The organism is Candidatus Pelagibacter sp. HIMB1509 (assembly GCF_052047855.1).
Lineage (GTDB): Bacteria > Pseudomonadota > Alphaproteobacteria > Pelagibacterales > Pelagibacteraceae > Pelagibacter.
This window is the reverse complement of record NZ_JBNAIU010000001.1, coordinates 1,133,022-1,145,131: the sequence shown is the minus strand read 5'-3', so window position 1 is coordinate 1,145,131 and position 12,110 is coordinate 1,133,022. Positions and strand designations below refer to the sequence as shown.

The 12,110-nt window shown below is 31.2% G+C and carries 10 protein-coding genes; 6 read left to right on the top strand and 4 right to left on the bottom strand.

From position 1 onward, the window contains the following. The first annotated feature begins 33 nt into the window (after positions 1-33). Positions 34-231 carry a hypothetical protein gene (locus ACTTBO_RS06210; protein WP_440656851.1) on the top strand — a complete coding sequence of 66 codons (198 nt, stop codon included), beginning with the start codon at positions 34-36 and terminating at the stop codon, positions 229-231. Here ACTTBO_RS06210 and ACTTBO_RS06205 read toward each other — a convergent pair. The 4 genes from ACTTBO_RS06205 to ACTTBO_RS06190 form a co-directional block, all read right to left on the bottom strand. Further along, positions 220-1,224, bottom strand: coding sequence for an Ldh family oxidoreductase (locus ACTTBO_RS06205; RefSeq protein WP_440656850.1), 1,005 nt, complete (start codon positions 1,222-1,224; stop codon positions 220-222). The two genes, ACTTBO_RS06210 and ACTTBO_RS06205, sit on opposite strands and share 12 nt — an antisense overlap. Beyond that, positions 1,225-3,150, bottom strand: coding sequence for an ABC transporter permease (locus ACTTBO_RS06200; protein WP_440656849.1), 1,926 nt, complete (start codon positions 3,148-3,150; stop codon positions 1,225-1,227). Further along, positions 3,150-3,947: an ABC transporter ATP-binding protein gene (locus ACTTBO_RS06195; RefSeq protein ID WP_440656848.1), complete on the bottom strand. Its 798-nt coding sequence runs from the start codon at positions 3,945-3,947 to the stop codon at positions 3,150-3,152. Before ACTTBO_RS06195 ends, ACTTBO_RS06200 begins: the two co-directional genes overlap by 1 nt. Before the next feature lie 86 nt (positions 3,948-4,033). Continuing rightward, the gene (locus tag ACTTBO_RS06190; protein WP_440633514.1) at positions 4,034-4,975 is read right to left on the bottom strand and encodes an ABC transporter substrate-binding protein; all 942 of its coding nucleotides are present in this window, start codon (positions 4,973-4,975) and stop codon (positions 4,034-4,036) included. A gap of 203 nt (positions 4,976-5,178) precedes the next feature. Here ACTTBO_RS06190 and ACTTBO_RS06185 point away from each other — a divergent pair, with 203 nt between their 5' ends. The 5 genes from ACTTBO_RS06185 to ACTTBO_RS06165 all read left to right on the top strand — a co-directional run bounded on the left by ACTTBO_RS06185 (position 5,179) and on the right by ACTTBO_RS06165 (position 12,098). Beyond that, complete coding sequence (locus tag ACTTBO_RS06185) at positions 5,179-6,525, top strand: aspartate aminotransferase family protein (protein ID WP_075505902.1); 1,347 nt, start codon at positions 5,179-5,181, stop codon at positions 6,523-6,525. Positions 6,526-6,555: 30 nt separating this feature from the next. Beyond that, on the top strand, positions 6,556-7,674 hold the full coding sequence (ald, locus tag ACTTBO_RS06180) for an alanine dehydrogenase (protein ID WP_440656847.1): 1,119 nt from the start codon (positions 6,556-6,558) through the stop codon (positions 7,672-7,674). 64 nt (positions 7,675-7,738) lie between these two features. Continuing rightward, entirely contained in the window at positions 7,739-8,476 is a 738-nt protein-coding gene (locus tag ACTTBO_RS06175) for a WecB/TagA/CpsF family glycosyltransferase (protein ID WP_440656846.1), read from the top strand. Next, complete coding sequence (locus tag ACTTBO_RS06170) at positions 8,469-10,913, top strand: GcvT family protein (RefSeq protein WP_440657129.1); 2,445 nt, start codon at positions 8,469-8,471, stop codon at positions 10,911-10,913. The genes ACTTBO_RS06175 and ACTTBO_RS06170 overlap by 8 nt, the downstream gene beginning before the upstream one ends. 195 nt (positions 10,914-11,108) lie before the next feature. Beyond that, on the top strand, positions 11,109-12,098 hold the full coding sequence (locus ACTTBO_RS06165; protein WP_440656845.1) for a tyrosine-type recombinase/integrase: 990 nt from the start codon (positions 11,109-11,111) through the stop codon (positions 12,096-12,098). The last annotated feature ends 12 nt before the right edge of the window (positions 12,099-12,110 follow it).

Here is a 12,110-nt window from a genome sequence, read left to right as displayed (position 1 = left end):
TTAATGATTAAATCATGTTGTATTTAATATATTATGAGAACAGAAAGCCTAAATAGAACATCTGTTGAAATTGAGAACCCCTCTCAAAATATTGAAGCTCCACAAAAAGTGAATGTGGATGTTCTAAAGCAAAGACTTCTTGAAGAGAAAAAAAAGGAAAAAGTTAAAAGAACAATTATTGTTTCTTCTGTTGTTGCTTCTTTAGGAGTTTTAACTTTTTTAACTTATTAAAGTTTCTAAATCTTTTTTAATAATATCTGGAATATTGATTTCTTTTTTAATATTTTGTTTGTAACGATTAAATTTATTTTGTCCTGGATACATTATTTCTTTCACACCTTTAATTTTAGGAAGTTTTTTAATTGTTTTAATGTTGTCTTTAATTCTTTGATTATAATTTTTTTGAAATAAGTTTGCTTTAAATGTTATAAACAAGTGTCCAATATTTTGTGGTCCTGAAAAATCATCAAAAGGATCTTTAACTCGACCTGCATGATTTCCTCCAGTTAGTACACCACTTAAAATATCAACCATCCAAGCAAGTCCCGAACCTCTGAAACCGGCAATAGGTAATTGAACTCCTGCTAATGCCTTTTTTGCATCAGTAGTCGGTTTTCCAAATTTATCTAATGCTACACCTGCAGGAATTGTTTGATTGTTTCTTGCTGCAACTCTAATTTTACCTCTATTAATCATTGAGATTGAAGTATCTAAAATAAAAGGAATTTTAGAACCAGTAGGGGTTCCAAAACAAATTGGATTAGTTCCAAATAAAGTTTTTAATGCGCCATGAGGAGCAACTGCTGGCGGAGCATTTGTATAAATCATTGCTATTAAATTTTTCTTAACAGCTTGTTCTGCGTAATAACCTGACAAACCATAGTGACCACTATTTTTTACTGCAACCATTCCTATACCTGTTTTTTGTGCATGTTTAATTGCAGTTTTTATTCCAAGATCAGCAGCTACAAATCCAATACTGTTATTTGCATCGATATGAGAAATAGAAGATGAAATTTTCTTAATTTTAATTTTTGGTTTTGGATTAATTACTTTTTTAGAAATTCTATCACAATACATTTTAAGTCTAGATAAACCATGACCATAAGCACCAACTAATTCTGCATTGATTAATGCATTAGCTGATATTAAAGCATGCTCTTTGCTTAAACCAAACTTTTGAAAAATTTTAATTACTTGTTTTTTTAATAAAGGAGTTTTCATTTATCCTTTTCCACGCCATGGAATAGTTTTATCAATTATCTTTCTTAAAGTTACATCGAACAATAAACCAAGAAGTCCCATTATAAATATTGTTATCCAAATAACTTCGTATTGGAAGTATTTTTTAGCAACGTTTTCCACGAAACCAATACCAGTTGTTCCAGCTAAAAATTCTGCTGCAACCAATGTTCCCCAGCACATACCAACTGCAACTCTTATTCCAGTTAAAATTTCTGGAAGAGAATTTGGGAAAATCACATACCTTAATATTTGTTTTTTTGTAGCTCCTAATGAGTGAGCAGCATGAATTTTTGATAATTGAGTTCCTGATGCTCCAGCCCTTGCTGAAATAATCATAATAGATAAAGAGACCATAAATAATAAAAATATTTTTCCAGAGTTATCAATTCCAAGTACAGAAATAATTAACGGAGCCCAAGCAAGTGGGGGAACCGGTCTATAAAGTTCAATTAATGGATCAAAGAAACCTTTTGCAAATCTATTAAGACCCATAAATAACCCTAATGGAACACCAATAATAATTCCAAACACTAATCCTAAAAATACCCTCATAAAAGAGTCCCAGATATGACCGTAAGGAACAGGAACTTTAAATAAATTAAAGTCACCAGTAACAACTTTTAAAACATTGCTTTTAAAGTTCTCTTTAACTATCCCATCTTTTGTATGAACCGGATATTCACCTGGCAAAATATCAGCTATCCAATCTGGTAAAACGAAGCCAATCATTTTGCTAATATCAACCATTTCAATCCATAAAAGAGGAACATTTTTGTATCCAACACTCGGTTTAGACATTAAAACAAACTTATTAAATGTATCAGATGGTTTAGGTAACCATCTGCCAGAACCTTGCTCTGAACAAGTAGGTCCACTTGCTACAATTGTTCCAGCAGGAAATAAAAGTATATCGATTAATCTTAATCCAGCTTGTTCTTTATTTTGTAACTCATCAAATTCTATGATTGCTGCTTGCATTTCATTTAATGCATTTGGAGGGTAAATACTTGCAAATTCTATTCTTCTTGCAATTTTAACAATATTTTTTGCATAGTCAGATGCTAACTCCTCATTGTCATTTAAACCTTTTCTGTAAGCTTTAATGTCATCTTTAAGTTGTTTAATTGAGCTTTTGAAAGGTGGATTATGATTTTTTAATTTAAAAAACTTATCGTCAATTTTTTTTAATTCTGCTGCAGCTGCATGAAATTTTAAACCTTTATTCGTTTGAGGTGCAGTTGGTATTTCAATTGTATTTTCAATAGAACCACTTCCAGCGTCTATTGTAGTAATTCCCCAACCACCTTGTTCATCAATAAGTTTTTGCCTTTCAGTTTTTTGAGCATCTGTCTCAAAAGGATAATCTTTCTTTTGGAAGTTTGAACTAAGAAGTTTTATTTCTTCTGTTATTTCTTGGAGTTTAATTTTGGTATCCATTTCCATTAATTCTTCACTTGTTAAAAGTGGAATTAATTTTGAAGTTCTATCAATGTAACTTACAAGAATTGTTTTTTGTTGATCATTTAGATCAGGAGATCCATTTATTTCATTTGCAATTTTTGTAAGATTTTTATTTTCGATTTTGATAATGGATGTACTTTTGAATTCTCTTTCTTCAATAGGGAATTGATATTTTAAACCTAATAACGACTCATTAATTTTAGCGACTTGGCATAATTCATTTGCTGATTTTGGATAAAAACCTTTTGCAATATCCCATGAATAATAAAGCCATAGCATCAAGATTGCACTGCTTCCAACAATTACCCAGTGCGTTCCACCTTTAGCTCTTTCTGGGTTACCAAAAACAGCATCAACTTTTTCAGTTCTGATTAATCTTCTTCCATAAAGAATACATCCAATAACTGAAACGATAATTAGTATTGTTACAAATTGGGTTAACATTAATTATCTTTCCCCATTATCTCTTCTTCCATATTCCAGATCATGGATAAAATTTCTTCTCTAGTAGATGAAAATTCTTTATTTTTTTTAATTTCTCTTAAATCTTGAGTAAGACCCATTTCAGCAAATGGAAGATTGTACTCTTTATGTATTCTCCCTGGTCTTGGTGCCATTACATATAATCTTTCACCAAGTAAAAGAGCTTCTTCAACAGAGTGCGTAATTAAAATAATTGTTTTTCCAGTTTCTTTCCAAATTTTTAGCACTAAAGACTGCATCTTTTCTCTAGTTAATGCATCTAAGGCACCTAAAGGTTCATCCATTAAAATTAAATCAGGATCATTGATTAAACATCTTGCAAGAGCAACTCTTTGCTGCATACCACCTGATAATTGATAAGTAGGCGTGTTACCAAATCCTTTTAAGCCAACTATATCTAACCATTCTTCAACTTTTTTTGCTGTTACTTCTGGGTCTTCTTTTTTCATACGAAGACCAAAGTTTACGTTTTCAGCAACTGTTAACCATTCAAATAAAGCACCTTGTTGAAACACCATTCCTCTTTCAACACCTGGTCCATCTATTTCATTATTATTTAAAGTAATTTTTCCTGAAGTAGGTCTTAAAAATCCTGCGGTAATATTTAATAAAGTTGTTTTTCCACAACCAGAGGGACCAAGAACAGTAAGTAGTTCTCCTTTTTTTAGAGTAAAACTAACATCTTTTAATGCGTGAACTGTTTCTCCTTTTGGAGTTTTAAAAATCATATTTAGATTTTGAGAAACAAGATCACTCATAGCGCCCTTATATTAGAAATTTTTTAAAAAAAATAGGCACTAATTTTTAAATCAGTGCCTATTTAAAAAGTTTTAAACCTTTAAAATTATAAAGGTAAGAAACTTGTGTCTACGTTACCAGATGGAGTTCCCATTCCTTTTAAGAAACCATCTAAGTTTCCGCTCTCCATAGAAGCTTTGGTTTCTTCTGGAGTTAAGAATTTAAATCCACTTAAAGTTTCTTTCATATCAGCAACTTTCATTTCAGAAGCTTTTGCCATAGAATTCATATCAGATTTACCTGATCTGTATCTGTCGTTTGCTTCGTGAGTTACTTCGATGAAAGTTCTTAGCATTCCTGGATTTTCTTTCATGAATTTATCTGTAACAGATGTGATATCTATACCCAAGATACCAGCAGCTCTTGCTTCATCTACAGTTAATAATCTTGAACCAACTGCAGTTGCTGCTTTAATAGAGTTACCACCAAATAAACATGCCATTACAACATCACCACTTACTAACGCAGCAGCACCTTCTTCTGGGTCCATTTGAATGATATCCATTTTACCTCTGTCAGCACCAACAACTTTCATACTTTCATCAAAAACGTATTCAGCCATTGTTCCAAGTGGAACAGCAACTTTTTTACCTTCTAATTCAGTAGCGTTAGCTTTTGTAATTCCAGATGCATTTGATGTTACACAAGTAGTTCCACCCATTCCGTATTCCATTGCGATATCAACTAATTTGATTGGCGCGTTAGATTTTACAGCGTTGATGAAAGGTACTAAACCTTGTGAGTAAGAAATATCAATATCTCCTGCTAACATTGCATCAGTCATAGCTCCACCGTTAGTGAAGTTTGTCCACTTAACTGGTACACCAAGAGCTTTTGCAAAATTTTTCTTCTGCATGTCCTCTAGATTTGGACTTGGCCATTCTAGAAAGTATGCAACTCTAACTTCAGTAGCTGCAGAGTTTGCAACCGAAATTGAAAGGTTAAGAGCAAAAATAGATCCTAGAATAAAACTTAGTATTTTTTTCATTTATTCCCCTATGTTAATTTAATTAAATTATGCTTATTTAAATTCAATTTTGAGCGGTTGTAAAACAAAAAGATAGGTTCAATTAAAAGTTGTATACATATGACGTATCATTTTGGGTGGTCAAAATTTCTCTAGCAAAGTAATTCATTTAGTCTAATAGTTGGAAATATTTATAACAGTTAATAAAGAGAGAAAAAAAATTTATGAGCTCAGAAACAAGAACTTCAGTTCCAAATTCATTAAATGAACATTGGATGCCGTTTACATCGAATAAAGATTTCAAAGCAAACCCAAGATTAATTACTGAAGCAAAAGGAGTTTATTTAAAAACTCACCATGGAAAAACACAAATTGATGCGAGCTCAGGATTATTTTGTAATCCATTAGGACATGGAAGAAGAGAAATTACAGAGGCAGTTACTAAACAACTAGAGACTTTAGATTACGCGCAGCCTTTCCAACAAGGTTTTGGTGGTTCATTTGAATTAGCTACAAAAATTTCAAAACATACTCCAGGTGATTTAAATAAAATGTTTTTTACTATTTGCGGTTCAACAGCTGTTGAAACTGCAATTAAGATTGCAATTGCTTATCACAGAGCAAAAGGAAATGCTCATAGATTTAGATTTGTAGGGCGTGAAAGAGGTTACCACGGAATGAATATCGGATGTGTTTCAGTTGGTGGAATGATCAATAATGTTAAAACATTTGCAAGTATCTTAATGCCAGGTGTTCAACACATGAGACACACACATTTACCAGAACATAAATTTGTTAGTGGTCAACCAGAAACTGGAGGAGATCTTGCAGATGATCTAGAGAGAATTGCAAGTAACTTTGGACCAGAAAATATTGCAGCATGTATCGTAGAACCAATTGCTGGATCTACTGGAACTTTAGTTCCACCAAAAGGATACTTACAAAGATTAAGAGAGATTTGTGACAAGCATGGAATTCTTTTAATATTTGATGAAGTGATTACAGGTTGGGGAAGAACAGGTTCTTCTTTTGCAAGTCATGAATTTGGTGTTACTCCAGATTTGATGACTATGGCTAAAGCAACAACAAATGGTGTTGTTCCAATGGGTGTAGTTGCATGTAAAGATGAAATTTATGATGCAGTAATGGATGCTTCTCCAATGGGATCTGTTGAATTATTTCATGGATACACTTATTCAGGAATTCCAGTTGCAGTAGCTGCAGGTTTAGCTGTTCAAGATATTTTTGAAAAAGAAGATATCTTTAACAGAGCAAAAAATTTAGCACCTTATTTCCAAAAGGGATTATTTTCTCTTCAAGACTTAGAGTCCGTTGAGAACATAAGAGGTTATGGAATGATGGGTGGTATTGACATGAAAATGAATACTAAACCAGGTAAAGCAGGTTATGAATGTTTTAAAGCTTGTTACGAAGCAGGAGTAAACTTTAAAGCAACTGGTGACTGTTTAATTATCGCTCCTCAATTTATATGTGAAGAAAAACATATAGATGAGATTATTGATAAACTTAGAACAGGTATTACAAACTATCAAAAAAACCAAAAGAACTAATTAGTTTTTTAAAAGACATGGAGAGTGCTTATGAAGATAGGTGTACCTAAGGAGATAAAACCCCAGGAAAACAGAATAGGGTTAACACCAGATAGTGTTAAAACTTTAGTTTCAGAAGGTCACGAAGTTATTGTTGAAAACAATGGTGGTTTTGAGGCTGGATTTGAAAATGATCAATATACAAATGCAGGTGCAAAAATAGCAAGCACTGCAGCGGATATTTTTAATGATGCAGATATAATTGTCAAAGTTAAAGAACCTCAAAAAGTTGAGGTTGATATGATTAGAGAAAATCAAATTATTTACACATATCTACACTTAGCAGCAGCGAAAGAATTAACTGAAGGGTTAATTAAATCAAAGAGTGTTAATATAGCTTACGAAACAGTAACAGATGATAATGGTAGATTACCATTATTAGCTCCAATGAGTGCAGTTGCTGGCAGAATGTCAATACAAGCAGGAGCACACTGTTTAGAGAAAAATCAAAATGGAAGAGGACTTTTGTTAGGTGGCGCTCCAGGAGTAACTGGTGGAACTGTAGTTATTTTAGGTGGTGGTGTTGTAGGTGAAAACGCTGCAGTAATAGCAACAGGTATGCAAGCTAAAGTGCATATTGTTGATAAATCTGAAACTAGATTAAAACAATTAGTAGAGATGTTTGGTGATAAAATTATTCCAGAGCAAAGTGATAAAATTGATCTTCCAAAATTAGTCTCACAAGCAGACTTATTGGTTGGTGGTGTTTTAATTCCAGGTGCTGAAGCTCCAAAATTAGTTACTAAAGATATGATTAAAAGAATGAAAAGAGGTTCTGTTATAGTTGATGTTGCAATTGACCAAGGTGGATGTGTTGAAACAAGTAAACCAACTACTCACGGCGAACCAACTTATATTGTTGATGATGTTGTTCATTATTGTGTAGCAAATATGCCAGGTGGAGTTCCAAGAACTTCAACATTAGCGTTAAACAATGCAACTTTACCTTATCTAGTTAAACTTGCTAACAATGGTTATCAAAAAGCATTGAGTGAAGATAAAAATTTCTTAGCAGGTTTAAATATCTGTAAAGGTGAAATTACCTACAAAGCTGTAGCTGATGTTTTTGGTTATACTTTTGTAGATCCAATTACAGCTTTAAATAATTAATTTTTTAAACATTTAAAAATTTTAAAGCATGTAATACTTTAATATTCTGTATAATAAAATTTAAATGAGAAGAATTTTTTTTAAAGGAATTAGTTTTATAGATTTTTCTGAAAATAATATAAATAAAATTTTAAATAGAAATGGTTTGTTTGTTTTTCCTGCAGCAACTGCATTAGTAAATATATATAAAAATAAGAAATATTATAATTCTCTTAAAAAGGCTGATTTAGTATTTTTCGATAGTGGTTTTTTAGTTATTCTTTTTAAAATTTTTAAAAATTTAAATATTAATAAATTTTCTGGGTATAAATTTTTAAAATTTTTGTTTAAAAAAATAAAACAACAAAAACCAAAAATTTTTTTAGTTGATCCTAATAAAAATTTTTCTTTAAATAATTTCAAATACTTAATGAGATTGGGTATAAAAAAAAATAATATAAAAAACTATGTTTGCCCAATATACAAAAGTAGACATATTGAAGATAAACACTTACTAAAACAAATTAAAAAATTCAAACCATCAATCATTGTAATCAATATTGGTGGAGGTACTCAAGAAGTTTTAGGTTTTTATTTAAAAAAAAAATTAAATCATAAATGTAAAATCGTTTGTACTGGTGCTGCAATTTCTTTTTTTACTAAAGACCAAGCTCCAATTAATGATTTTATAGATAAATATTATTTAGGTTGGTTTGTGAGATTTTTGTTTAATCCATTTTCATTGTTCATAAAATATTTAAGAGTATTTAAATTAATTACTATGGTTCTATTTTCTGCAGTAAGAATATATGATTATAAATAAAGAATTACCTAAAAGCACAAAAGTAGTAGTAGTTGGAGGTGGTGTTATTGGTTGTTCTGTTGCTTATCATTTAACAAAATTTGGTTGGAAAGATGTTGTTCTTTTAGAAAGAGATCAATTAACATCAGGTACAACCTGGCATGCAGCAGGATTAGTTAGTCAGTTAGGACCTACAGCTGCAGTTACAAAAATTAGAAAATATACTTTAGATCTTTATAAAAAATTAGAAAAAGAAGTTGATCACTCAGCTGGTTTAAGAATTAATGGAGCATTATCTATTGCCCAAACTGATGCTAGATGGCAAGAACTTCAAAGACAAGCAACTACCGCTCAATTGTATGATGTTGATATTAAGATTTTAGATAAAGATCAAATAAAGAAAAATTATCCAATCATGTACACAGAGGATTTAAAAGGTGGAGTGTTAATGCCAGGAGATGGTGCAGCTGATCCAAGTGGAGTTACACACATGTTGGCAAAAGGTGCAAGATTAGGTGGCGCAAAAATATTTGAGCAATCACCCGTTGAAACAATATTAACTAAAAATGGTAGAGTTAGTGGTGTTAGAGTTAATGGGCAAGATATTGAATGTGAATATGTGGTTCTTGCAACAGGTATGTGGTCTAGACAAATTGGAGAAAAAATAGGAGTTAGTATTCCTTTATATCCAGCGGAACATTTTTATGTAATTACTGAGCCTATTGAAAATCTTTCACCAACATTACCTGTAATAAGAGATTTTGACAGCAGTACATATATTAAAGAAGATGCTGGAAAACTTTTAATTGGAATATTTGAAGGTAAATCAATCCCTGCATTTAAAGATACTAATAAAGTTCCAGAAGATTTTTCGTTTGGTGAATTTCCAGAAAATTTTGATCATTTTGAACCGTATTTAGAAAAATCTATGAAACGATTTCCAGTTTTAGAGCAAGCTGGAATAAGAAAGTTCTTTTCAGGACCAGAATCTTTTACACCTGATACAAATTCTTTATTAGGCGAAGTTCCTGAAGTTAAAAATTTATTTGTTAGCTGTGGTTTAAATAGCATTGGTATTGGTAGTGGAGGCGGAGTTGGAAAAGTAACTGCTGAATGGTTAATGACTGGTCATATCAATGAAGATATTTTTAATTACGATATAAAGAGATTTCAAAAGTTTCATTCAGAATTAGGTTTTATTAAAGATCGTATCACAGAATCTCTTGGAGATTTGTATGGAATGCATTGGCCTTATAAACAATACAAAACATCTAGAAATGTAAAAAAACTACCATACCATGATGAATTGAAAAGTTTTGGCGCATGCTTTGGAGTTTCAGCTGGATATGAAAGACCAATGTGGTTTGCTCTTGATGGAGAAAAAGCAGAGTATGAATATAGTTATAATTACCAAAACTGGTATCCTTCAGTTGAATACGAAACTAACAATACATTAACAAATGTTGGTCTATATGATTTATCTCCGTTTTCTAAATTCGAAATTAAATCTGATAAAGCTTATGAAAATCTTCAGAGAATTTGCACATCAAATATAAAACAGGAACCTGGAAAGTGTACTTACACTCATATGCTTAATAAGGATGGAGGAATAGAAACAGATCTCACAGTAGTTTGTATTGATCAAAATTATTTTAGAATTATTAGTTCTGCATCAACAAGAGAAAGAGATAAATTTCACATTAAAAAACATCTATCAGAAGGTGTAGAGTTAACTGATGTTACTGACGATTATTGTGTGTTTGGAATATTTGGTCCAAAGAGTAGGATATTAATGCAAGATTTAAGTTCAGATGATTTTAGTAATGAAAATTTTAAATTTGCAAATTCAAAATATATAGAAATTGAGAGAATCAAAATATGGACCCAAAGATTGTCTTATGTTGGTGAGTTAGGTTATGAGCTTTATGTTAAAAATTCAGATTCTAAAAATATTTATAAGAAATTAATAGAAAAAGGAAAGAAATATAATTTATCTAATTGTGGAATGCATGCATTAGATACAATGAGAATGGAAAGTGGTTTTTTACATTGGGGTCATGATATTTCACCTGAAGAAAATCAATATCAGGCGGGTCTAAACTTTACAATTAGTTACAAGAAAAACTTTAATTTTATAGGTAAAGAAGCATTGGAAAAAATTAAAGATAAAAAAGTTGATAGGAAGTTTGCTATGTTTGTTCTTAAAAATAATGAACCTGGAAAACCTCTTTTACTTCATGATGAACCAATTTATAAAGATAATGAAATCGTTGGAAGAACCACATCAGGTAATTATTCTTTTAACTTCAAAAAAAATCTAGCATTTGGTTTTATAAACAACGACTATTCAGATAATGAACTTTTAAATGGCAATATTTCAATAGAAATTGAAAAAGTTAAATATCCAGCAGAAATTATCTTCAAACCATTGAAACAAACTAATTTTAAAAATAATTAGTTTTGATTTAGATTAAAAGTTTATTGAAAAATTACTGATTTATAATAAAAGTAAACTTTTTTATGGCGGGGTAGCTCAGTTGGTTAGAGCGCGGGACTCATAAGCCCGAGGTCAGTGGTTCTTGCCCCGATCCCCATTACCTTTTAATCGATATTAGTGTCATTGGTCCACTCTTGGTCACACAAGAAAGGATATATGGCAAGTTATAGAAAAAGAAATGGTAAATGGAGTGCAAGAGTAAGACTTAACAAGGAAAGACAAATCTCAAAAACATTTATTCTAAAAGAGGATGCAATTAAGTGGGCAAGGGATTGTGAGGTTAAGATCCAAAAAGGATTAATAGAAGATTTAAATCAAGCAGATCAGATCACCTTAAAGGAATTGCTTCAAAGCTACAAAAAGAATGAAACTATTAAGAAGAAGGGTTTTAAAGAAGAAAGTTATAAAATTGATAAACTTTGTAGACATGAAATAGTAAATACCAAGTTATCTAAGCTAAGTGTTTTAAAGCTAAGAGAGTTCCGTGATGCGTGGTCACTGGATCATGGACCATCATCTGTAAATAAATACATGACATTAATTTCGATGGCGATTAAGTATGGGCAGCAAACTCTTGCAATTTATTTACCTAAAAATCCGTGTGAGTTTATTAAGCGACTAAGAGAACCAGAGTTTAAAGGTGAAGTGATTAAGCCTGATGAAGAGAAAGTTCTTTTAGAAAAGGCAGAACATTCAAAAGCCAAATGGTTAAAGTTAGTTATTATGCTTGGTTTAGATTGTGGAATAAGACGAGGTGAAATACTTAAGATAAGAAGAGAAGATATAGACTTTAATAAAAATACTGTGATTTTAAGAGAAACTAAAAATGGTTTATCTAGAAAAGTAGGTTTATCTAAAAGAGCTATGGACGAAATCAATAAACTTCCAATCAATATTAATGGGAAACTTATTAATTGTGAGAGAGGGGATACAGTTGATTTTTATTGGCAACAGTTAAAGAAATGGACAGGAATTAATAAAAGATTTCATTCAACAAGGCATACTTTTGCAACAAGAGCATCTATGAACGGTTGGAGTATTACTGAAATATCAGCTCAAGGTGGATGGAGAGATCTAAAAGTATTGAAAAGATATACTCATATTTCAGCTGAGCATTTAGCAAAGAAATTGCAAATAGTTAAATAAAGTTATTTTTCA

Excerpts from the sequence above, each read along its gene's own strand:
- ald (WP_440656847.1), top strand. The coding sequence starts at position 6,556 with ATGAAGATAGGTGTACCTAAGGAGATAAAACCCCAGGAAAACAGAATA.
- ACTTBO_RS06195 (WP_440656848.1), bottom strand. The coding sequence starts at position 3,947 with ATGAGTGATCTTGTTTCTCAAAATCTAAATATGATTTTTAAAACTCCA.
- ACTTBO_RS06190 (WP_440633514.1), bottom strand. The coding sequence starts at position 4,975 with ATGAAAAAAATACTAAGTTTTATTCTAGGATCTATTTTTGCTCTTAAC.
- ACTTBO_RS06205 (WP_440656850.1), bottom strand. The coding sequence starts at position 1,224 with ATGAAAACTCCTTTATTAAAAAAACAAGTAATTAAAATTTTTCAAAAG.
- ACTTBO_RS06210 (WP_440656851.1), top strand. The coding sequence starts at position 34 with ATGAGAACAGAAAGCCTAAATAGAACATCTGTTGAAATTGAGAACCCC.
- ACTTBO_RS06200 (WP_440656849.1), bottom strand. The coding sequence starts at position 3,150 with ATGTTAACCCAATTTGTAACAATACTAATTATCGTTTCAGTTATTGGA.
- ACTTBO_RS06175 (WP_440656846.1), top strand. The coding sequence starts at position 7,739 with ATGAGAAGAATTTTTTTTAAAGGAATTAGTTTTATAGATTTTTCTGAA.
- ACTTBO_RS06185 (WP_075505902.1), top strand. The coding sequence starts at position 5,179 with ATGAGCTCAGAAACAAGAACTTCAGTTCCAAATTCATTAAATGAACAT.
- ACTTBO_RS06165 (WP_440656845.1), top strand. The coding sequence starts at position 11,109 with ATGGCAAGTTATAGAAAAAGAAATGGTAAATGGAGTGCAAGAGTAAGA.